The sequence below is a fragment of the Gammaproteobacteria bacterium genome, assembly GCA_016199745.1.
Taxonomy (GTDB): Bacteria; Pseudomonadota; Gammaproteobacteria; order Acidiferrobacterales; family Sulfurifustaceae; genus JACQFZ01.
Genome location: JACQFZ010000022.1, coordinates 189,899 through 212,557, shown reverse-complemented (window position 1 = coordinate 212,557; position 22,659 = coordinate 189,899). Strand labels below are relative to the sequence as shown.

Annotated in this window: 19 protein-coding genes, 1 other RNA gene and 4 pseudogenes; 20 read left to right on the top strand and 4 right to left on the bottom strand. The window is 58.6% G+C overall.

Features of this window, described 5'->3' with window-relative positions:
- The first annotated feature begins 112 nt into the window (after positions 1-112).
- Positions 113-465, top strand: a transfer-messenger RNA (tmRNA) gene (gene ssrA / locus HY308_05955).
- 149 nt (positions 466-614) lie between these two features.
- On the opposite strand, the gene HY308_05950 is transcribed toward ssrA, so the two are convergent.
- Positions 615-1,244: an FHA domain-containing protein gene (locus HY308_05950; protein ID MBI3897824.1), complete on the bottom strand. Its 630-nt coding sequence runs from the start codon at positions 1,242-1,244 to the stop codon at positions 615-617.
- A gap of 160 nt (positions 1,245-1,404) precedes the next feature.
- Here HY308_05950 and HY308_05945 point away from each other — a divergent pair.
- From HY308_05945 to HY308_05900, 10 genes and pseudogenes are all read left to right on the top strand, one after another.
- Positions 1,405-1,992: pseudogene (locus HY308_05945) on the top strand (sulfate ABC transporter substrate-binding protein).
- A gap of 349 nt (positions 1,993-2,341) precedes the next feature.
- Positions 2,342-3,217: a sulfonate ABC transporter substrate-binding protein gene (locus HY308_05940; protein MBI3897823.1), complete on the top strand. Its 876-nt coding sequence runs from the start codon at positions 2,342-2,344 to the stop codon at positions 3,215-3,217.
- Positions 3,135-3,401: pseudogene (locus HY308_05935) on the top strand (LLM class flavin-dependent oxidoreductase). Before HY308_05940 ends, HY308_05935 begins: the two are co-directional and overlap by 83 nt.
- Positions 3,395-3,583, top strand: a pseudogene (gene cysW / locus HY308_05930) (sulfate/thiosulfate ABC transporter permease CysW). The pseudogenes HY308_05935 and cysW overlap by 7 nt, the downstream one beginning before the upstream one ends.
- Positions 3,579-4,050: pseudogene (locus tag HY308_05925) on the top strand (hypothetical protein). Before cysW ends, HY308_05925 begins: the two co-directional pseudogenes overlap by 5 nt.
- A gap of 181 nt (positions 4,051-4,231) precedes the next feature.
- Positions 4,232-4,636: a PilZ domain-containing protein gene (locus tag HY308_05920; GenBank protein ID MBI3897822.1), complete on the top strand. Its 405-nt coding sequence runs from the start codon at positions 4,232-4,234 to the stop codon at positions 4,634-4,636.
- On the top strand, positions 4,636-6,840 hold the full coding sequence (locus tag HY308_05915) for a PhnD/SsuA/transferrin family substrate-binding protein (protein ID MBI3897821.1): 2,205 nt from the start codon (positions 4,636-4,638) through the stop codon (positions 6,838-6,840). The genes HY308_05920 and HY308_05915 overlap by 1 nt, the downstream gene beginning before the upstream one ends.
- On the top strand, positions 6,833-7,456 hold the full coding sequence (locus HY308_05910) for a response regulator transcription factor (protein MBI3897820.1): 624 nt from the start codon (positions 6,833-6,835) through the stop codon (positions 7,454-7,456). The genes HY308_05915 and HY308_05910 overlap by 8 nt, the downstream gene beginning before the upstream one ends.
- A 180-nt stretch (positions 7,457-7,636) precedes the next feature.
- Positions 7,637-8,068 (top strand): PilZ domain-containing protein, encoded by a 432-nt coding sequence (locus HY308_05905; GenBank protein ID MBI3897819.1) that lies wholly within the window; start codon positions 7,637-7,639, stop codon positions 8,066-8,068.
- 85 nt (positions 8,069-8,153) lie between these two features.
- Complete coding sequence (locus HY308_05900; protein ID MBI3897818.1) at positions 8,154-8,624, top strand: Rrf2 family transcriptional regulator; 471 nt, start codon at positions 8,154-8,156, stop codon at positions 8,622-8,624.
- A gap of 83 nt (positions 8,625-8,707) precedes the next feature.
- Here HY308_05900 and HY308_05895 read toward each other — a convergent pair whose 3' ends face one another.
- A complete protein-coding gene (locus tag HY308_05895; protein ID MBI3897817.1) occupies positions 8,708-9,130 on the bottom strand; it encodes a hypothetical protein in 423 nt (140 codons plus the stop codon).
- A gap of 158 nt (positions 9,131-9,288) precedes the next feature.
- On the opposite strand from HY308_05895, the gene HY308_05890 reads away from it, so the two are divergent.
- The 4 genes from HY308_05890 to HY308_05875 are packed head-to-tail and all read left to right on the top strand — an operon-like array spanning position 9,289 to position 13,199.
- Entirely contained in the window at positions 9,289-9,546 is a 258-nt protein-coding gene (locus HY308_05890) for an exodeoxyribonuclease VII small subunit (protein MBI3897816.1), read from the top strand.
- Positions 9,527-10,441 (top strand): polyprenyl synthetase family protein, encoded by a 915-nt coding sequence (locus HY308_05885; GenBank protein MBI3897815.1) that lies wholly within the window; start codon positions 9,527-9,529, stop codon positions 10,439-10,441. The genes HY308_05890 and HY308_05885 overlap by 20 nt, the downstream gene beginning before the upstream one ends.
- Positions 10,438-12,330, top strand: coding sequence for a 1-deoxy-D-xylulose-5-phosphate synthase (gene dxs / locus HY308_05880; protein ID MBI3897814.1), 1,893 nt, complete (start codon positions 10,438-10,440; stop codon positions 12,328-12,330). Before HY308_05885 ends, dxs begins: the two co-directional genes overlap by 4 nt.
- Positions 12,331-12,377: 47 nt before the next feature.
- Positions 12,378-13,199 carry a GTP cyclohydrolase I FolE2 gene (locus HY308_05875; protein ID MBI3897813.1) on the top strand — a complete coding sequence of 274 codons (822 nt, stop codon included), beginning with the start codon at positions 12,378-12,380 and terminating at the stop codon, positions 13,197-13,199.
- A 3-nt stretch (positions 13,200-13,202) separates the two neighbouring features.
- On the opposite strand, the gene HY308_05870 is transcribed toward HY308_05875, so the two are convergent.
- Positions 13,203-13,847, bottom strand: a complete 645-nt coding sequence (locus tag HY308_05870) for a TIGR02281 family clan AA aspartic protease (protein ID MBI3897812.1) — start codon at positions 13,845-13,847, stop codon at positions 13,203-13,205.
- A 16-nt stretch (positions 13,848-13,863) separates the two neighbouring features.
- On the opposite strand from HY308_05870, the gene HY308_05865 reads away from it, so the two are divergent.
- The 5 genes from HY308_05865 to HY308_05845 all read left to right on the top strand — a co-directional run bounded on the left by HY308_05865 (position 13,864) and on the right by HY308_05845 (position 20,380).
- Entirely contained in the window at positions 13,864-14,565 is a 702-nt protein-coding gene (locus tag HY308_05865) for a type 1 glutamine amidotransferase (GenBank protein ID MBI3897811.1), read from the top strand.
- Positions 14,566-14,650: 85 nt separating this feature from the next.
- Complete coding sequence (locus HY308_05860; GenBank protein MBI3897810.1) at positions 14,651-15,544, top strand: ROK family protein; 894 nt, start codon at positions 14,651-14,653, stop codon at positions 15,542-15,544.
- Between the two features lie 63 nt (positions 15,545-15,607).
- Positions 15,608-17,329, top strand: a complete 1,722-nt coding sequence (locus HY308_05855; GenBank protein MBI3897809.1) for a proline--tRNA ligase — start codon at positions 15,608-15,610, stop codon at positions 17,327-17,329.
- A 300-nt stretch (positions 17,330-17,629) separates the two neighbouring features.
- On the top strand, positions 17,630-19,405 hold the full coding sequence (locus HY308_05850) for a choline/carnitine O-acyltransferase (GenBank protein MBI3897808.1): 1,776 nt from the start codon (positions 17,630-17,632) through the stop codon (positions 19,403-19,405).
- A gap of 33 nt (positions 19,406-19,438) precedes the next feature.
- Complete coding sequence (locus tag HY308_05845; protein ID MBI3897807.1) at positions 19,439-20,380, top strand: DMT family transporter; 942 nt, start codon at positions 19,439-19,441, stop codon at positions 20,378-20,380.
- A gap of 13 nt (positions 20,381-20,393) precedes the next feature.
- Here the strand turns inward: HY308_05845 and relA are convergent, their stop codons facing one another.
- Entirely contained in the window at positions 20,394-22,604 is a 2,211-nt protein-coding gene (gene relA / locus HY308_05840; GenBank protein MBI3897806.1) for a GTP diphosphokinase, read from the bottom strand.
- Between the last annotated feature and the right edge of the window lie 55 nt (positions 22,605-22,659).

The following is a 22,659-nucleotide window of genomic DNA, read 5'->3' as shown; positions in this document are numbered from 1 at the left end:
GTTGTCATCGAGCGGCGGCAAGCGCTGTTTATCCGACGCCGGGAACGCCGCCGCCATTCCCCGGTCTATATACCTTGTATTACCGGGGGCCAGTCCCTAATATCCGTTCACAGGGGGTGACACGGCTTCGACGTGGGTTACGAAACCTCTGGAGCATGCCGAGGTGCAGATCTCCTCGTAAATCCAGCTGCAAACACATAGTTGCCAACGACGACAACTACGCTCTAGCGGCTTAATCCCCGCTAGCCTCTCGCCCGGTTTCTCCTATGGGTTGGGGTCGAGGGGTCAAATACATGGGATCGCGGTGGCTCGTGCCTGTTGAGTCAACGTTAAATCCAAGCAGGCTAAGCGCATCGACTACCCTGTCTGTCGGGGAGCGGTGTGTTAAATTCTAGACAGACTACGCATGTAGAACTGGCGATGTAGGACTTGCGGACGCGGGTTCAATTCCCGCCACCTCCACCAAGTAAAAATCCCCGATCGATGTTGGTCGGGGATTTTTTTTGGGCGGAGGCCGTACACCAGTTTGTAGCGCGGATGGAGGCGCGAAGCGCCTCCATCCGGGAAACGCAGCCCCGGATTGCGCTTCGCTTCGGGCTACGGTTTGATGTTAATCATCCAAAGAACTGAAACTTCGCTCCCGCCACTTCGATCACATCGCCTTTCTCCAGCAACTGACCGCCCGGCGGCACCGGTCTGTCATTTAATCGCGGCTCGCCCGGCCCAATTCCCGCTTGCAACACGTAACCTTCGGAGGTGCGAATGATGCGTGCCGGACCTTTACCCGGGTTGTCGATCACAACTTCTTCTTTGACCAGCGGCAAACGTTTACCCTTGTCCTTGCCGTCGATCACCAACAACTGACCGAACGACATCATGACCGTAGTTTTTTCCTGCGGCGCCGGCGGCGGTACAGCGGGCGCCGGTTGCTTGCCGAGCACCGGTACGTCGAGATTCAGGTCGTCGCGATATATTAAGGTGTGTCCGCCGATGATGACCGACTCGCCGTGCTTGAGCTCGTGCTGCTGCACACGTTTGTTCTCGATGAAGGTACCGTTGGTGCTGCCGAGATCCTGAATCGAGGATTTCATGCCCACCGTTTTGACCACGGCATGCTCGCCGCTGATGGCGTTGTCGTTGAGGACGATATCGCAGCCAACTTTGCGACCGATTTTCGTATCGCCCAGTTTCAGGTTCACTTCGCCGATCAACTTGCCTTGGAATTTGATGACTAGCTTACCCATACGTCGGTGCCCTTCCGTACCTGTCGGTTCATCTCTTAACTATAGGATTGCAACGTAGCTCCGGCGAGTACGTGTTTTTTGCGGCGATTTCCGCCGCTAACCCAGGCTCACCCCCGCCCTTTTCCTGCCAATACGTTCGAATATGCGGTTTAAAGACGGCTGGCAGAAGAAGTTGCCGCAAGCGAGCACGCCGTACACCTCCACCATCGTCTTCCTGGTGCGCAAGGGCAACCCGAAGGGCATCAAGGACTGGACTGATCTCGCGAAGCCCGGCATCGACGTCATCACACCGAACCCGAAGACGTCCGGCGGCGCGCGCTGGAACTATCTCGCCGCTTGGGATTATGCGTTAAAACAGCCTGGCGGTAACGAGACTAAGGCGCGTGATTTCGTTACGCAGGTCTACAAGAACGTGAAGGTGCTCGACTCCGGCGCGCGCGGCGCGACCACAACTTTCGTCGAGCGTGGCATCGGCGACGTGTTGATCGCTTGGGAAAACGAGGCTTACTTGTCGGTTAAGGAACTCGGCCCGGATAAGTTCGACATCATCACGCCGTCGCTGTCGATTCTGGCGGAACCGCCGGTGGCAATCGTTGATAAGGTTGTCGACAAGCGCGGCAAGCAATTCGTGCCGGTGAAGCTGTTCACGATCGACGAGGTTTTCGGCGGTTGGACCAAAGCGCAGAAGACGCACTTCGACGACAACGGCATCTTCGACCAAATCAGTACGCAACTCGGTAAGTCGTAATCGCCAGGAATCGCTAAGGAAAGCCGTCATGACGCCGCTACTCATCGATAGTCCAACCCAACCGCAATCTGCGAGCTTGCTCGAAGTTATCGGTGAGCGGCGGCGGTACGTTAGTCCCTCAACCGCTTCCGCCGTTGCCAAGATCGATTTGCTCTCACGAGCACGATGTTGCCCATCATCTAAATAAAGATTTTCACCGACTTCCCCTCCCCCTCAGGGGGAGGGAATGGTTCTGTTCGGCTATCTGCAATTAATTAAATAAGGAGTCCCACCATGAATCGTTCGAATACAGAGTTGCGCCAATGGACGCAACCGGTTGCCAGAGCCGTTGTCGCACTCGGCTTGATCCTTGCGCGCAGCGTCCAAGCCGCATGAGCAACTGCACATCGGCTATCAAAAATTCGGCACGCTAGTGCTGCTCAAGGCGCGCGGCACACTCGAGCAACGACTGGCGGCGCTTAACGTCGACGTTAAATGGACCGAGTTCCCGGCCGGTCCGCAACTCCTCGAAGGCCTCAACGTCGGCACAATCGACTTCGGCCTCGTCGGCGAAGCGCCGCCGATCTTCGCGCAAGCCGCCGGTGCCGATCTCGTGTACGTCGGTAACGTACCGCCGGCACCGACCAGCGAAGCGATCATCGTGCCGAAGGATTCAGCGCTCAAATCGGTCGCCGATCTCAAAGGCAAGCGGGTCGTGCTGAACAAAGGCTCGAATGTGCACTACCTGTTAGTGAAGGCGCTGGAGCAAGTCGGCATCGCTTACAACGACGTACAGGTTTCGTATCTCGCGCCGGCCGACGCACGTGCGGCGTTCGAACGTGGCGCGGTAGATGCGTGGGTCATCTGGGATCCGTTCCTCGCCGCGGCCCAGAAGCAACTCGGTGCGCGCGTGCTCGCTGACGGTACCGGCGTCGTATCGAACCACGTGTTCTTCCTAGCGGCGCGTCCATATGCCGATCGCCGACCGGACATCATCGCGGCGACGCTCGATAAGCTTGCCAAGCTCGATAAATGGGCAGCGGTGCATCCGCAAGAAGCGACCGATCTCCTGGTCGGTCAGACCGGATTGAACGCCGACATCATCGGCCTCGCCGTCTCGCGCCTGAGCTACGGCACCAAACCGGTAAGCCCAGTGGTGTTGGCTGAGCAACAGAAAATTGCCGAAAATTTTTTACGTGCCGATACGGCTAGAACTTTGCGAAGGGGCGCGCGAGGTCAACTATGACTACGTGAAACAGATCGCCGTCGCTGCCGACACGCTCGGCTACGACGGCGTGCTATTGCCGACCGGACGCTCGTGCGAAGACCCGTGGGTGGTCGCCTCCAGTCTGACCGGCGTTACGCGCCAGTTTAAATTTTTAGTGGCAGTACGCCCGGGCCTGACGCAGCCGAGCTTAGCGGCGCGCACGACCTTAAGATCATCTTCGCCGTATCCGGCATCGTGCTAGCGACGATCTTCGTCACCTTTCCATTCATCGCTCGCGAGCTGATTCCGTTGATGGAAGCGCAGGGATGGGAAGAGGAAGAAGCGGCGATGGTGCTGAGCGCGCCGGGCTTTAGCATCTTCTGGCACGTGACATTGCCGAATATTGCTCGATGCCAAAAATATTAAGCGCATCGCCGAGCAATTCTCACAGCGCGACCAAGGTCACTTGAGCATCGCCACAACACACACAAGCGCGCTATGCCCTGCCAAAGATAGTCAAAGCTTTCAAGACGCAATTTCCACGCGTGCATTTGGTGCTGCACCAAGCGAGTCCCAACGAAATCGTTTCGATGCTACTCAGTGGCGATGCCGATGTCATTAAAACCTACGTCGAGCTAGGACTCGGCATTGGCATCATCGCGTCAATGGCATTCGATCCCGCCCGCGATACTAATCTTCGCTTGCTCGACGGTGCCGATAATTTTCCGCAAAACACGACAAAAATCGCGGTGCGTAAAAATCACTATCTGCGCGACTTCGCCTACCGTTTTATTGAACGGTGCTCATCACAACTGTCCGAATCCCACATACGCAGCGCTGTTGCACCACTGGCCAAGGGGCCACTCGAATAGAAAAGCAGTACTACCGTTGAGCCTGCGGGAAGTGCCGTTTGTCGGACAAAAGGCAAACCGTCGTCTGAAGTTGGGGGAAACCCCTATGGTGGTTCCCTGATCGCTCGCATATTAAGATCATGATTTTCCCTTAGGATCCAGGGAATGACCTAGTTTGCTTTCTCTTTCCGGGGACATAGACATGAGACTGGAACACCGATGGGCCACCCGCCGATCAATCGACGGCGACGTAACGATTACCTGTCATCCAGGCGGTCTTTTCAGTGGACACTTATTGAATATCAGTAGTGGCGGTGCGCTCGTGCAGTGTCAGTGTTCTCTTAATGCAGACACTCCGGTCGAACTTATTCTGCAGATAAAAGATGGGGATACAACGAGATTACATCGTCTGACCGCCATCGTGATGCGAACTCAAGAGGCGCACATCGGTTTGAGATTCAAAAATGTCGAGGCGGCGACCCTCGCCGCGCTGTCGCGAAAGTTTGCCCACACGACTGCCCGTGACACGGTGCCGCGCATGCACACCATTAACCACCAACCGTCCTCCGCGCGCCGGCGCTCAAAGGAAGAAGCGCACGACCTCTAATGGCGCATACTGCGGAGCGCAACATCATCCTGCCGGGCGGAAACGCCATGCGTTGTTTCAGTAAACGTCTACTCATCACCCTTGGTCTGTGGCTCGTCACTTTCAGCGGCGCGTTTACCGATCACGATGTCGAGATAGGCGTACTGTCGACCGAAAACGACGCTGCGGCGATGCAGGCACAGTGGTCGGCTACCGCCGACTATCTCAATCGACTGATACCCGAGCATCACTTTGCCATCGTTACGCTCAACGAGGATCAGTTATATGCCGCCATGGAAGAGCAGAAACTTGATTTCGCGTTGACCGATCCAGGCCACTTTATCGATCTTGAGAGCTTGTTCGACGCCAGCGCAGTTGTCACTCGCGTTGTTCGCCATCAAGACGGTGCCTACGCCGACTTCGGCGCGACCATTTTAGTGCGCGCCGATCGCACGGATATCAATACGCTTTCCGACCTGAAACAAAAATCTTTCATGTCGACCAGTGAACCATTCAGCACGTATCACTTAGTCCGGCATGAATTGCGGGCGCAAGGTATCGTTCCGTCGCGCCACTTCTTTCAGGTCATACGCGAACGCGAGCCCGAGCAAATTGTTTTCGCCGTGCGCGACGGTCAAGTCGATGCCGGCGCCGTCCCGACCGGCACGCTCGAGCAGATGGTGAGCGAAGGACGCATCCAACGTTCGATGTTCCGCGTGCTCAACGAACAGCACTCGTTCCATTTTCCGCTGGTACATAGCACCGAGCTCTATCCTGAATGGCCGTTGGCCGCCGCCGAGCATACGCCCGAACATCTGGTACGCCGGGTCGCTAGCGCATTGCTTAAGATGTCAGACAACGACCCCGCCGCGCGTGTCGGCGGTTATGTCGGCTGGACCGTCGCCCGCTCTTATCGGCCGATGGAGACGCTGTACCAAGAACTGCAGCTCGGCCGCTACGAGCACCAACGACGAACCAACTTCAGCGCCTTTGCCAACGACAATCAGCTGACAGTGCTGATCGGACTGGTGGCGCTGGCAGCAATGCTGGCCGGCACGGTTTATGTGTCCTGGCTAAATCGTAAGCTGGCGCAGGAAATCAACTGGCGCCGGCAGACACAAGAAGAAATGCAGATGTTCTCGAGTGCCGTTCAGCAGACGGCGGACGCCGTCATGATTCTCGACCAGAACGGTCGAGTGGAGTATGTGAACCCCGCGTTCAGCCGCATCACCGGCTACGCGGCCACCGACATGCGTGAACAAACACCGGCAATGTTGCGCTGCGACGGTCACGACCTCAACCTCTATCAGCGGCTGTGGGAAACCGTGCAGCGCGGCGAGTCATTTCGCGACGAGGTTGTCAGCCGCCGCAAAGATGGGGCGCAGTTTCATGCCGAAATCGCCGTGGCGCCGCTAACCGACGCCAGCGGGCACATTACCCACTTCGTCGCCACTGGCCGCGACATCACTGAAAAGAAACGCGCCGAAGAAGAACTGCAATTACATAAAGAGCAGCTGGCGCATACGGCAAGGGTCAGCATCATCGGCGAAATGGTGTCGAGCTTAGCGCATGAAATCAGCCAACCATTGACCGCGATCGTCAACTACGCCAACGGTTGCGTGCGCCGCGTTCGTACCGCTGAAGTCGCACAACCAGCCCTGTTAGAATCGCTGCAACAGATCGTCGCGCAAGCGCAGCGGACAGCCGATGTGTTGCTGCATCTACGTCGTTTCCTGGCACGACGCGACGCCACACGCGTGACAACCAACATTAACGAGCTCGTTACTCAGGCAGCGGCGCTCGCTATCGGCGAGACACGCACGCGCGGCATCGCCATTGCCTTCGATCTATCGCGCGAGTTGCCGCCGGCATGCGTCGATAGTATCCAAATCGAACAAGTGATCCTAAATTTATTGCGCAATGGCGCCGAGGCCTTGGCCGATGCCGATGGCCCGGCGCGCGAACTCAAATTGCGTACCGCACTCGACCACGAAGGAGCCATTGAGGTATCTGTCAGCGATACCGGTCCTGGCCTACCGCCGCGATTACGCGCCAAGCTGTTCGAACCGTTCTTCACCACCAAACCGGATGGAATCGGTCTGGGGTTGGCGGTTAGCCGCAGTATTATTGAGACACACGGTGGCCGGCTGTGGGTCACGGCTAATCCCGACCGTGGAGTGACATTCCGTTTTACGGTCCCCACCGAGATGCCTGCACATGGATGATGAGATAACTGTTTACGTCGTTGACGACGACGCCGCCGTCCGCGATTCGTTGCGTTGGATGATTGAAGGCGCGGGCTTGCGGGTGGAAACATTCGCCAGTGCCGAGGACTTCTTGACGGCTTACGACTCTGGCCGCGGCGGATGTCTGGTGCTCGATATCCGCATGCCGGGCATGAACGGAATGGCCCTGCAAAAACAGCTAATTAGCCGCCGAATTCCCATTGGGATTATTTTCATCACGGCGCATGGCACGGTTCAAAACGCGGTCAGTGCCATGCGTTCCGGCGCGGTCGACTTTCTGACCAAACCGTTCAGTGAAGAAGCCCTGCTTGATCGGATCAATCAGTGCATCGGCGAAGCCCGGCGCCAAAAAGCCCACAACGCCGAGCGAGCTAATTTGGCCGCCCGCTTCGCCCTACTCACCCCGCGTGAGCAGGAGATTCTGCGCGACGTTATTTCAGGTAAGTCCAATAAGGTCATTGCCGCCGAACGCCATATCAGCCAAAAGACCGTTGAAGCACACCGGGCGAATATGATGCAAAAACTGCAGGCCCGGAGCCTTGCTGAACTTATGCGCATGGTGCTTCCTCGAGAAGACCTTAGGGGGAAACCCTGAATTCTCATGGTATATCTCCCAATGTCGGGGGCATTAGCCTTCGCGTATAAAACCCGCATTGTTACGTAACTTTAGGAACCCCTTCTAAGCCGTACGTGTAAGAAGCGCCTGGGGTGCTTCGGGGGAAATCATTTTTCAGGGTGACAAACACAGATTCATCCTGAGCCATTGGAGGGTCACATGGGAATGGAACGCCGTTGGGGCACTCGCAAGCCCGTTGAAGTCAATGTGGTCATCGACAATCAGCCGATGTCTCTTTTACCTGGACAAATAGGTGACGTCAGCATTGGCGGCCTATTCGTGAAGACCGAGGCAACTGCGCTGCGGATGAATGCGCCAGTCGAGCTGGTGTTATTGCTCGACACCGAAGGTAATACGCGGGTCTATCGTCTTCCTGCAATTGTGGTACGCCTGACCGGCGATGGTGCCGGACTCATGTTCGATCAATACGACGTCACTGCCTTTCGCACGCTCGTCATGTTGTTGCTGTCGCGGCAGAACACCGAACAGAAGGCGCATGAGATCGATGGGCGACCCCAATTATTTTCCGTTCGAACCGATTTTACCGAGGATGAGGCGCCACGCCTTGCCTCGCTCATGGAGGGTGCATAGCGCCGGCTTGTGAAAGCGAACGCTTATCGTGCCCATGTTGTAAACCATCGCCACTAGGCGATTTACCAATTAGAAAGGTGCCTTTATGAGAATGTCGACTAAAGCTCAGTCTGCAGTTACTGCCACGTTGAGTCTCGCACTGCATTATAAGGATGGTCCGTTGAACGTGGCTGATCTTTCCGAAGAACAAGGAATTTCCGTTTCGTATCTCGAACAACTCTTCGCTTACCTGCGTCGTGGCGGTCTCGTGCAAGGCGTGCGTGGACCGGGTGGCGGCTATATCCTGACTCGTCCGGCAAGCGACATCAGCCTCGCCGATATCGTTGAAGCCGTGGACGGTGCCGATGAAGCTGCGCCGCGCCGGAGCCTAGGCCAAGATCACAGCCCGACGGCCGAAATGTGGGGAGACCTAAGCAAAGTATTCCACGGTTTTCTGAAAGGCATCACCTTAGAAGATGTCGTTCGCCGCAGTAAGGGTGAAGACGGCGCCGCCAACGCTATCACTGCGACGATAAACGATGCGCGCAGCACCACCGACAATATGCGCCGTGACTAAGTACAGAGATAAAGCTCGCATGGATGATTAGGCAGCCAGGGACGGGCGACGGGAGTAGCTGCCGTCGCCCGGTTCGTTTGGCCCTATTTACGATAAATCAGACCGACTACGCCACCCGTGATGGTGGTGATAACAAGCCCACCGACAAACCAATAAATCACTAGCTCGCACGGTACCGGCAGCGAAAAATAGTGTCCGAGACTCTGCAAGCTCGCTATAAACAGGCCCATCAAAAAACCAAACCGCAGACCCTGACCTAAGCCGCTTTTGCCCGGCTCGTAGCCTTTGGTATAGATAAAAGCGAACGCCAGCGACGCAATTAAATACGACAGCCACAACACCCACATCAACCGCTGCATCTCCGTCTCGCTGCGCCAGACCGATGCGGTTTGCTGGTAGAGATCGCTCAACAGCATTCCATGTAATACCGTCTGCAATACGACATACATGACAAAAGCCCCTAAAGCGGCAAGCAGCCAACGTTTCATATTCGTTTTTGTGCTCATTTAAGTATCTCCCAGTTGTCACGCATCATGATGTGATCGGTACTCGAACTACGCTAACGCCGGCTCAGTGTATTCATTTGCCCGGTTGAAACCACCCTTACGATTGACGGCCGTTCCCCCACGCGTTAGCGTTGCGCCGCCCAATCTGCCGAAAACTCATGGCCAAAAAATCCCCCACGCCGCCGGCGCCCGACTTCGAGGCCGCGCTTGCCGAGCTCGAACGCATCGTCCACAAAATGGAATCGGGCGAGCAAACGCTGGAAGAGTCGCTGGCCGCGTTCCAGCGTGGCGTTGAGCTGACGCGCGCCTGCCAGCAAGGTCTCAAAGACGCCGAACAACGCGTCGAGAAGCTGATACGCGAAGGCGGCGAGCTGAAAGCGGAACCGCTGGTGGGCAATGACGAAACCCCTAGCTAAGTCCACCGAGCCGCGCTTGTCGCCATTGCACGATACTCTGAAACGCCTGCAACTGCGTGCCGAGCAGGCGTTAGCAATGCGCTTGCCGGCGGCCGAGCCGCCGGCGGCGCGCTTGTTGCAAGCGATGAGCTACGCCACGCTGAACGGCGGCAAACGTATCCGCGCCTGCTTGATTTACGTCACTGGTGAAGCGCTCGGCGCCGACAGCACGACGCTGGACGATGCCGCCTGTGCCGTCGAAATGATTCACAGTTATTCGCTGATTCACGACGATCTGCCGTGCATGGACAACGACGATCTACGCCGCGGTAAACCAACTTGTCATCGCGCCTTCGACGAAGCAACGGCACTGCTCGCCGGCGACGCGCTGCAGGGCCTGGCGTTCGAGATTTTGGCCGAGCGCGACGATCCGCGGCGATTGGTCATGACCCGATTGCTCGCACGCGCGATCGGCGCCCAAGGAATGGCCGGCGGCCAAGCCATCGACCTCGGTGCCGTCGGCCGCGTGCTTACGCCGACCGAACTTGAAGACATGCATCGCCGCAAGACCGGCGCGCTCATTCATGCCGCCGTTATGCTCGGCGCCTGGGCAGCAACGCCGGTCGAACCCGCCGTGTTGGCGGCACTCGATCGCTACGGCTGGGCCGTGGGCCTGGCATTTCAGATTGTCGATGATGTGCTCGACGAAGAAGAAGAAACCGCCACTTTAGGCAAAACCGCCGGCGCCGACCGCGCCCGCGGCAAACCGACCTACCCATCGGTTCTCGGCTTACCGGCGGCAAAAGCGCGGGCGCAGGAGCTTTTAACGCTCGCCCTCGAAAGCCTAAAGCCTTTGGGCGATAATGCGCGCTTATTGAGCGATCTTGCCCGCTATATTGTCGAACGCCGCCAATGACTAACGCGCCTAACCTAAACTACCCCCTACTCGAAGGCATCGATACGCCGAGCGAGCTGCGCAATCTCGACGAGGCGGATCTCGTCACGCTTGCCGACGAATTAAGGCGCTTCTTAATAGAGACGGTCTCGAAGACCGGCGGCCATCTGGCGGCGGGTCTTGGCACGGTCGAGCTGACGATCGCGCTGCACTACGTCTATAACACGCCGCACGATCGCCTGGTTTGGGACGTCGGCCATCAGGCCTACCCGCATAAAGTATTAACCGGTCGCCGCCAGCGCATGGGCACACTGCGACAAAAAGACGGTCTGTCCGGATTCTTGCGGCGCGATGAAAGTATTTACGACACCTTCGGCGCCGGCCATTCAAGCACCTCGATTAGCGCCGCTCTTGGTATGGCAGTCGCCGCCGCGCGTCAGGGGCTCGATCAACACGCCGTCGCTATCATCGGCGACGGTGCGTTGTCCGCCGGCATGGCCTACGAGGCGTTGAACAATGCCGGTGATATGGACGCCGATGTATTGGTCGTCCTAAACGACAATGACATGTCGATCTCGCCGAACGTCGGCGCCATGTCGAACTATCTCGCCCGTATTCTTTCCGGTCGTTTTTTTAGCAGCGTGCGCGAAGGCTCGAAGAGCGTGTTGTCGTCGGTGCCGCCGGTGCTCGAATTCGCCAAGCGCGCCGAGGAACACATGAAAGGCATGCTTATGCCGAGCACGCTGTTCGAAGAGCTGGGCTTCCACTACTTCGGGCCGATCGACGGCCACGACCTGCATACGCTCGTTACGACCCTACGGAATCTGCGCAAGTTGAAAGGCCCGCGTTTCCTGCATGTCGTTACGCGTAAAGGCAAAGGCTACGAACCGGCCGAGGCCGACCCGTGCCTCTACCACGGGATCACACCGTTCGACCCAGAAACTGGCAAGATCGAGAAGAAACCGTCCGGTAAAACTTATACGCAAGTCTTCAGCGACTGGCTGTGCGACATGGCCGCTCAGGATCAGCAGCTCGTCGGCGTCACACCGGCGATGTGCGAAGGCTCGGGCCTAGTGGAATTTTCTAAACGCTTTCCCGGGCGCTACTTCGACGTTGGCATTGCCGAGCAACATGCGCTGACATTTGCCGCCGGCCTCGCTTGTGACGGATTAAAACCGGTCGTCGCGATTTACTCGACGTTCCTACAACGCGCCTATGACCAACTGATCCACGACATCGCACTGCAAAATCTGCCGGTGCTGCTCGCTATCGACCGTGCCGGTCTCGTCGGCGCCGACGGTGCGACCCATGCCGGCGCGTTCGATTTATCGTTCCTGCGCTGCATCCCGAACATGGTCATCATGACGCCGGCCGATGAAGAAGAATGCCGGGCGATGCTAACCACCGGCTACCAATACAACGGCCCGACCGCGGTCCGTTATCCGCGCGGCACCGGCCCAGGCGTTAAACCGAGCCGCGCACTGACCACCCTACCGATCGGTCAGGCCGAGGTGCGACGCGAAGGGCGCGAGGTCGCCATTCTGGCCTTTGGCAGCCTAGTCCCAGCAGCGCTCGCTGTCGGCGAATTGCTCAACGCCACCGTGATCAATATGCGGTTTGTTAAGCCACTCGACGAAAAATTGATCGTCGAGGTCGCGCGCACGCATAAGCTCATCGTAACGGTCGAGGAGAATGTCATTGCCGGTGGGGCTGGCAGCGGCGTCAACGAATGTATCGCCGCCGCCGGTCTACAGCCGGAGCTGCTCAATCTCGGCCTGCCGGACACGTTCATTGAACACGGCGACCACAAGCAATTGCTGGCGGAATGCGGTCTGGATGCCGAGGGTATTCGCCGACAAATCCTGCGACGCCGACCGCGCGGTGTTGCCGGTATTGTCGAATCGGCCTAAACTTGACTGCGTAACTCAACTTTTCTAGCCGCGGTCGATCGTCCCCTATGAAGCTCAAAAGCCAAACCCAACCGGTTTCCATTGCCGACGTACAGAACAGCCCGGACACGCGCCGGCTGCAAATCGATCAGGTCGGCATTAAGGACATCCGTCACCCGGTGCGGGTCAAGGACAAGAGCCAGGGCGAGCAGCACACCATCGCCACCTTCAACATGTACGTCGAGCTGCCCCATAACTTCAAGGGCACGCACATGTCGCGCTTTGTCGAGATCCTGAACAACCACGACATGGAAATCTCCGTGGCGTCGTTCAAGGACATGCTGCGCGAAATGACCGAACGGCTCGATACCCAGGTCGGCCATATCGAGATGACGTTCCCCTACTTCATCAACAAGGCGGCGCCGATTTCCGGCGTGAAGAGCCTGATGGACTATCAGGTCACGTTCCTCGGTGAGATCCGCGACGGCAAGCATTGCACAACCACCAAAGTGGTCGTGCCGGTCACAAGCCTGTGCCCATGCTCGAAAGAAATTTCCGATCGCGGTGCGCACAACCAGCGCTCGCACGTCACCGTTACCGTGCGGGCGCCGGCGTTCGTCTGGATCGAAGAAATTATCGAGCTGGTCGAAAAGCAGGCGAGCTGCGAGCTTTACGGTCTACTGAAGCGCCCGGACGAAAAGTACGTCACCGAACGCGCCTACGACAATCCGAAGTTCGTTGAGGACATGGTGCGCGACGTCGCGGCGATGTTGAACGCCGACGAGCGTATTGAAGCTTACCGGGTCGAGTCGGAAAATTTCGAATCGATCCATAACCACTCGGCCTACGCCATGATTCACCGCGACAAGAGCACGGAGAAGAAGCCGTAACCGTCAGCGTTGCGTCAGTTCCATCTGGTTGCCGTCGCGCTTCATGCTAAGGCGGCTCAGAAACGACATCCCGAGCAGTATCTCCCGCGGAAAATTGCCCTCGACGACGCCGGCATCGACGTTGTAGAGGGTAATCGGACCCACCTGTACCGACTCCAGTGTTAAGCGATACGTTTTAACGACCCCGCCGGCAGTATTGGCGTAACCGCCGCTGCCGAACCGTTGGTAATCGATTCCCAAGCGCTTCGCGTCGGTGCCGCTCATCGCGATTGAGGTCGCACCGGTATCGACCATCATTTTGACTGGACGGCCGTTAATCATACCGTCGGCATAAAAATGACCGCTCGGCTCGGCCCACAACGTCACACTCGCCGCCGTTGTCGGGCTGAACCCGCCCATCACCATACCGAGCTTCACCACTTCATGGCGACCGTTGATGTCAATCTCCGCCTGCTCGGCAGCGGTATCGGTCGATAACAAACGCACCCCTTCCGGGCTGGCGTCACCGCCACGCGTCAACATACGGCGCGCACCGTCGATGACGAATATCGCCTTATCCTTGAACAATGCATGTAATGACACGGATTCAACCGCTGCCGCAGAGGCGGCGGCCAAACACAGCCATACCAACACAACGACACGCTTCATGAGTTAAAATTCCGGCATGCATCCGATCGTAATTTTCCGCCACGCCGCGCATGAAGGTCCCGGCTACTTTGCCGAGTTCTTGGACAGCCGACGCATTCCTTATCGGCTCGTGCGGGTGGATCGCAACGACCCCGTACCTGAAAGTCTAGCCGGGATTTCCGGCCTCGCTTTTATGGGCGGGTCGATGAGCGTGAACGATCCGCTACCGTGGATTGCTAAATCGATTCGTTTGATTCAACACGCCATCGCCGCCGATGTACCCGTGCTCGGCCATTGCCTCGGCGGTCAATTGTTGGCGAAGGCACTCGGCGCAAAGGTTGTGCGCAACCGCGTGCCAGAGATCGGCTGGTTACCGGTCGACCGCGTCGACTCGCCGACAGCCAACGCTTGGCTCAACGGTCTGCCGCCGCGCTTTGAGGTGTTTCACTGGCACGGCGAAACTTTCGAGATCCCGACAGGCGCAACACCGATTCTGCGAAGCCGCGCCTGCCAGCAGCAAGCATTCGTCATCGGCAAGCACCTCGGCTTCCAATGCCACATCGAAATGACGCCGGCACTCGTACGTTCCTGGACGCGTACCGGCGCAGCGGAAATTGCTAAAACGTCGGCCACGGTTCACAGCACCAGACGTATTCATTCCAACTTAGTAAGACGTGCGGCGAAATTGAACCGGGTGGCCGATCGGTTTTACGAGCGGTGGATACGGGGGTTGCGTTGAACAAGCAACGCTGGCGACTCCGCTCATCACCCTCTCCCCTTACCCGCTCCCGCTATCGCGAGAGCGGGGGAGTTGGTAAAAATTCATGCTAAGGCTTGGCATCGACCTCGGCGGCACTAAAACCGAAGGCGTCGTCATGGACCCCACCGGCCGAATACTGCAGCGCGAACGTCGATCGACACCCGCGGTTGAAGGTTACGACGCCATTCTCGCCAACATCGCCGCGCTGGTAATGCGGCTCGAGACCGAGGTCAAAACGAGTTGTAGCGTCGGCATCGGCACACCCGGCGCGATGTCGACACGCACCGGTCGTCTCAAAAATTCCAATACCGTTTGCTTGAACGACCAACCGATACATGCGGACCTCGAACGTTTGCTGGCACGTCCGATCCGTATCGCTAACGACGCCAACTGCTTCGCCTTAGCGGAGGCGCAAGACGGCGCCGGCCGCGGCCAGGCAGTCGTGTTCGGCGTCATCATGGGTACCGGCGTCGGCGGCGGTATCGTCGTCAACGGCCAACTGCTCGCGGGCCATCAACATATCGCCGGCGAATGGGGCCACAACCCGCTCGAGCCGAACGGTCCGCCGTGTTATTGCGGCCGACGCGGCTGCGTGGAAACATTGCTGTCAGGACCGGGGCTGGCGCGCGATTACCTGGCGCACGGCGGTGATGCCGGACTCACGGTGCCGATGATCGTCGACCGTGCCGCCAGCGGCGATGCGCTCGCCGAGGCAACGATGCAGCGCTTTGTCGCCCACTTCGGCCGTGCGCTCGCCGGCGTGATCAACATTCTCGATCCAGACGCCATCGTACTCGGCGGCGGTATGTCCCACATCGACCGACTGTATGTCGACGGTAAAGCCGCCGTTGCCGCGCACGTCTTCAACGACGAGCTACGCACCCCCATTCTGCGCAACGTGCACGGCGATTCCGCCGGCGTTCGCGGCGCCGCTCAGCTCTGGCCAGCGATCATGTGAAGCGTCGTTTAATGGGACGCCCGCCTCGCTTATACTGCACGGGCTTTTTCACCTGGAAATCCCATGCGTACGTCAAAATTACTCCTCGCCACCGTCAAAGAAACACCAGCCGACGCTGAAGTCATCTCGCATAAACTGATGCTGCGCGCCGGCATGATCCGCAAGCTCGCCGCCGGGTTGTACACCTGGCTGCCGCTGGGCCTGCGGGTGCTGCATAAAGTCGAGAACATCGTGCGCGAAGAAATGAACCGTGCCGGCGCGCAGGAAGTGCTGATGCCGGCGGTGCAGCCGGCCGAGCTGTGGCAGGAATCCGGTCGCTGGGAGAAGTACGGTCCCGAGCTATTGCGGCTGCAAGATCGTCATCATCGCGATTTTTGCTTCGGCCCGACGCATGAAGAAGTTATCACCGATCTCGCGCGCAACGAGTTGCGCAGCTATCGCCAATTACCGGCGAACTTCTACCAGATCCAAATGAAATTCCGCGACGAAATCCGGCCGCGTTTCGGCGTCATGCGCGCGCGCGAATTTCTGATGAAGGATGCGTACTCGTTTCATATCGACATGACGTCGCTACGCGAAACCTACGAGCTGATGTACCAGACCTACACGCGTACCTTCACCCGTCTAGGCTTACAGTTCCGCCCAGTCGAAGCCGACACCGGCTCGATCGGTGGCCGCGCCTCGCACGAATTTCATGTGCTCGCCGACTCCGGCGAAGACGCTATCGCGTTGTGCGACCGCTGCCACTACGCCGCCAACATCGAGCTCGCACAAGCGTTACCGCCGCTCGGTAAGCGCGCCGCGCCGAACGGAGCGCTGACGACGGTCGATACCCCCGGTTGTCACACGATCGATGCGCTCAGCCGTTTCTTAAAAATGAAACCGAGCCAAACGGTGAAGACGCTATTGGTACGCGGTACCGGCGGCGTGGTCGCGCTGATTCTGCGCGGCGATCACGAGCTCAACCCGATCAAAGCGGCCAAGCTGCCGCAAGTGGCGAAGCCGATCGAATTCGTCACGCCCGGTGAGGTGCAAGCCGCCACCGGTTGCGACCCGGGTTCGATCGGTCCGGTCGGCCTGACAATTCCGGTGATCGTCGACGAGAGCGCGGCGCGTCTCGCCGATTTCGTCTGCGGTGCCAACGTCAACGACAAGCACTCGATCAATGTGAATTGGGGTCGCGACCTGCCCGAGCCCGTCATCGCCGATCTGCGCAACGTAGTCGCCGGCGATCCCTGCCCGACGTCGAACAACGGCGGCTGCGAAGGCCAGCTGTCGATCCGCCGCGGCATCGAGGTCGGCCATATCTTTCAGCTCGACAAGCAATACAGCGAGACGCTGAATGCGACCGTGCTCGACGAAAGTGGTCAAGCGACAGTGATGGCCATGGGCTGTTACGGCATCGGCGTATCGCGCGTCGTCGCCGCCGCTATCGAACAGAACAACGACGACAAAGGCATCGTCTGGCCGGACACGATCGCGCCATTCCACGTTGCCCTGGTGCCGATCGGTTATCAGAAATCCGAACGCGTGAAAGCAGCGGTCGATCAGCTCTACAACGAGCTCACCGTTGCCGGCTACGACGTCCTGCTCGACGATCGCAACGAACGTCCGGGCGTGATGTTCGCCGACATCGACCTGATCGGAATTCCGCATCGCCTGGTGATCGGCGAAAAAGGATTGGATAAAGGCACCATTGAATACAAGCACCGACGCGATGCGGCGGCCCGCGAATTACCGGCGGAACGCGCCATCGACGAGCTGAAAACGCTGATCAAACGATAACACCCAGGACAGCCGACGCGCCGAATTGCCGATACGGACGAGAGTTGCCGTAGCGTATCGGCGAAACCGCGGCGGCCGCCCGCTACTGCCGCAATGACGTTGATCGCTTGCGAACGTTCGTCGGTTGGTCGATAGCGTTTGACCGAAGAATCCGCCAGAGCGCTTCAATCATCGGTCCCATTGCCTATAATTCGCGCCGCTGTAATTAGGCCGCCATGTAGTCCTGTCATGCTTCATGAAGAAGCAGACAACAACAACTCCTCACAAAAACCATCGACGATCTGGCATGGAGGCCAGTCAATGATTCGCAATTCCAGCGCACTAAAAAAACTGCAACCACCGTCGCTCGAACAAACCTGTCGCCGCTATCTCGAGATCGTGCGTCCGCTAGTCTCCGAAAACGCCTTTCTGCAAACCGAGCGACTGGTTCAAGATTTTCTCGCGCACGACGGTCCGCTGCTGCAGCAACAACTCGCTCAGCCAACGAGCGACACCACCGACAACTACGTCGCTAAATTTTGGCGGGATATGTATTTGCAGGCGCGCGAACCGCTTTCGCCCTATCACAACCCGGCATTGCTATGCCGGCTGCCCACTGCGATCAGCACACGCCGCTTTTCGCGGCGCGCCGCCGTCATCGCCGCAAGCGCGCTGGAGCTGGCACGGCAAATACAGAGCAAGTCCTTCGGCAGCGATTCCGAGCGTGGCAACCCGCTGTGCGACGCGCAGTACGAGTTTATGTTCGGATCCATTCGTCTTCCGGGGGAACGCCGCGATCGTATCGTCCGAACCAGCGGCAATAAACATTTTGTCGTCGCCCATGGCGGAAATCTTTTTAAAATTGCCGCGCCCGATAACGGTAGACATAGCGTCGGTGAAATCGAAACAGCGATCGCAGAAATTTTGCGCACGCCGTCGACCGAGTTAGGCCTCGGAATTCTGACAACGTTGCCACGCACCGAATGGGCCACGCTACGCCGCCGCCTGCGGCGCGCGCCATCGACGAGAGATACGCTCCGAACCATCGACACCGCCGCCTTCGTTCTTTGCTTGGAACCGGATACATCCGCCAACCCGGCGATATTGGCGAATCGGATCTTGCACGAGCACGCATCGAACCGTTGGTACGACAAGGTGCTTCAGCTCGTCGTGTTCGAGCAACCATTTTTCGGCATCAACATGGAGCACAGCGCCGTCGATGGACATGCCTGCGCGTTGCTCGCGCAAAAAATCTGCGATCGGCTGCCGTATATGGATTTGCTCACGCCGTCACCGCTGCCAAGGCTTATGCCGATAGCACCACTCGCTTGGGACCGCGAGGCCTGCGCGATCGACCTGCGCCGCGCGCAAACGGCGCGTGCAACATGCTGTCGTGGTCTACGCACCGTCGTCGTGAAGTGGCAATCGCCGGCCGATCTTTCCACACTGGATCATGCGATTCAGTTGGCCATTCAGCTCAGCTATCTAAAACTGACGGGGACGATCACCAGCGTATATAAGCCAGTCCATATGCGCCGATTCGTCGACGGACGAACCGAGGCGGTTCATCCGGTCACACCAAGCTCGCTGGCGTTTTGCCGGCGATTGTTAGCCGGCGCCGCAACCTCGGAGCTCAGCGGCCTCGCTTATCGAGCGATGGAAGAAATGACCACGCGCGCCGCGCACTCGCGCAAAGGCGAAGGAATTAACCGGCACTTGTTCGCGCTCCAACGTGTCGCCCAACAACTAGGTCGGATGCCGGCGCTATTTGCCGATGCCACCTACCAGGCAGTGCTCGGGCCGACGGTACTGTGCAGCTCGTCCGTGCGCGTCCATCCGCAAACCAACGGCGATATTCCCAATTTAGAGCTGCTGGCATTCGCACCGGTACGAGCCGACGGTTTTGGCATCGGCTACATACCGCAACGCGGTCATACGCTGGTGGCTATTACCGGCTATCGCGACGACACCGCGCACTTTGCCGCCCTGCTCGAAGAATCCATCGGTGTGGTTTTTGAAACGCTGATGCAACCCACCGACGCCGTGACACCGACGTTGACACGATCGGCCGACCGCCACGTTCGGCAAGGCCGCTGATCTAGTTATTATTTTTCAGACGAGGTTTTGGTAATGACTAAAAACAACAACGGCGCGCATTCGGATGCGCACGCCAGTCACCGCATGGGATTGTTGCTCGTCACCATTTCCGCGGTCGCCTGGAGCACCGCCGGTTTATTCACGCGCCTGATTCCGCTCGATGCCTGGACCACATTGTTTTGGCGCGGCGTGTTTGGCGGGCTGTTCGTCGCCGGCTATATCGTCTGGCACTATCGTCGCGGCACCTGGGCCGCGATCCGCTCCATCGGTTGGCCGGGCTGGATCGTCACACTGTTGTCGGCCTTGGGAATGACTGCCTTTATCTCGTCGCTCAAGCTGACGACGGTCGCCGATGTCGCCGTCATTTATGCCACGTTGCCGTTCTTGACAGCGCTGCTCGCCTGGCTCTGGTTACGCGAGCGGACATCGCTCAGCACATGGATGGCGAGCGTCTTAGCGTTCGCCGGCGTCGCCGTCATGCTCAACAGCGCCGGTCTGAATGGAAATATGCTCGGTAATTTATTGGCGCTGATCATGACATTGGCAACAGCCGCGATCACGGTCATGGTCCGACGTTATCGAACCATCGCCATGCTGCCGACGGCATGCTTATCGAATCTCGTCGTCGCAATCATCACGCTGCCGCTGGCGACGCCGCTCGCGGCCGCGCCGGTCGACATGATTTATTTGGTGCTGTTCGGCTTCGTGCAGATGACCATCGGCCTCACGTTCTTCATCATCGGCTCGCGCCTGATTCCCGCCGCGCAAACCGCCTTGATCGGCGCGCTCGATACGCCGTTGTCGCCGTTCTGGGTATGGCTGGTGTTTCTCGAAATACCGTCGACCAATACGGTCATCGGCGGTACCGTCGTCATGATCGCCGTCATTGGCGACATCGTCGTAAAAAATTATGCACGATTGCGACGACCGCGAGCCATCAGACCGACGCTGAAAAAGGCGAGCGCCTCATCTTAACCACGACTGCCGTTTATTGCACTTTCCGCCGAACTTCCATCACGTTCGGGATTCGATCGAGCAACGCCAGCACCCGCGCAAGCGCGTCGATATCAGGAACTTCCAACGTAAAGGTCATGTGCGCGACGTGCTGCGCCTTGTCGGTCAACGTGTTCACGGCAATCACATTGATAGGCTCGTTGGCCAACAGCGCGGTGATGTCGCGCAGTAGGCCGGAACGCTCGTAGGCGATGATTTCGATGTCGACCGGAAACGTGCGGCCGGCCTGCGCACCCCAGCTCACTTCGATCAGGCGTTCGTCGTGCTCGTCACGGTGACGCAACGTATTCTGGCAATCGCGGCGATGCACCGTGATACCGCGACCGCGAGTAATGAATCCCAAAATCGGATCGCCCGGCACCGGATTGCAACAACGGCCCATGCGCGTCAACAGATTACCGATCCCTTGGATCGTCAAACCGGTTGGCGCATTGGTGCGTGTCGGCGACGATGGAATCGACGCCGGCTTGGTCTCCTTCGGCCGCGGCTCGATGAGCTCTTGCACCGCCGTCATGATCTGCGACGGCTTTACATCGCCACGACCGATGGCGGCGAGAAAATCGTCGACCTTGGGAAAGCCGAAGTGGTTCGTCAGACGTTCGTAGTTGACGTCGGCAATGCCTAAACGGTGGAACTCGCGCTCGAGCAGTGCGCGGCCGTCGGTAACGCTGACGTCGTAGTTTTGTAACCGAAACCAGTGCTGCACCTTCGAGCGCGCACGCGACGAATGCAGATAACCGAGGTGCGGATTGAGCCAATCGCGCGATGGGCCGCCCTCTTTCACCGTCAGTACCTCGACGCGTTCGCCGGTCTTAACCGAATACGTCAGCGGCACGATGCGGCCGTTGACCTTGGCGCCGCGGCAGCGGTGACCGATATCGGTATGCACGTGATAGGCGAAGTCGAGCGGCGTCGCGCCCGCCGGCAGATCGATGATCTTGCCCTTCGGTGTAAACACGTACACGCGTTCGCTGAACACCTCCGATTTGAATTGATCGACGAACTCGGTCGCCTCGGCGACTTCGTCTTTCCACTCGAGCAGCGTGCGCAGCCAAGCGATCTTCTTGTCGAAGCTCTCGTCGGAGCGCGCACCTTCCTTGTAGCGCCAGTGCGCGGCGACGCCGAGCTCGGACTGCTGATGCATTTCGTGCGTGCGGATCTGCACTTCGACGGTCTTGCCTTCGGGGCCGATGATCGCGGTGTGAATCGAACGATAGTTGTTCTCTTTCGGCGTGGCGATGTAGTCGTCGAACTCGCCGGGAATGTGCTGCCACAACATGTGCACGACGCCGAGCGTGGCATAGCAATCGCGCACATTATCGACCAACATGCGCACCGCGCGCACGTCAGAGATCTGCCCGAAGTCTTTACCCTTGCGCCGCATCTTGCGCCAGATGCCGTAGATATGTTTGGGCCGGCCGTTGATATCGGCTTTGACGCTGGCCTTCTGTAGCTCTTGCCCGAGCCAATCGACGAAGCGTTCGATGTAATGCTCGCGATCGACGCGTTTCTCGGCCAACAGGCCGGCGATCTGCTTGTAGGCGATCGGTTCGAGATAACGGAACGCCAAATCTTCCAGCTCCCACTTGAGCTGCCAGATGCCGAGGCGATTGGCCAGCGGCGCGAAGATGTCCATGGTTTCGCGGGCGATGCGCTTTTGCTTCTCTTCGGTAAACGGCCCGAGCGTGCGCATGTTGTGCAGCCGATCGGCCAGCTTGATCAACACCACGCCGACGTCTTCCGCCATCGCCAGCAACATCTTGCGCAGGCTCTCCGCCTGGGCATGCTCGCGCCGGCCGATCGCGCTCAAGCCTTTGTATTCGTGGATCACGTCCATCTTGGTGACGCCGTCGACCAACGCCGCCACCCGCGGGCCGAACTGCTGCGATAGGTCGGCCAGGGTCGTGTCGGTGTCCTCGACGACGTCATGTAGAATCGCGGCAGCGATGGTCTCGTGATCGAGCCGCAGATCGGCGAGGATGCAGGCGACGGCGAACGCGTGTTGAAAGTACGGCTCGCCGGTCGCGCGCGTCTGGCCCTGATGGGCACGCTCGGCGAAGCGGCAGGCACGCGCAATGAGGTCGATTTCAGTAGGGCTGCGATCGGCTGCCAGCGCCTCGAGCCAGGCGTCGGGGCTGGCGGTGTTGATGGCCGAATAAGCGATAGAACGAGTGACAGTAACCATGGGCGCAATTATGGGGCGGATAGCAATTTGGCGCAAAAATTGCGCATCTTGTCGG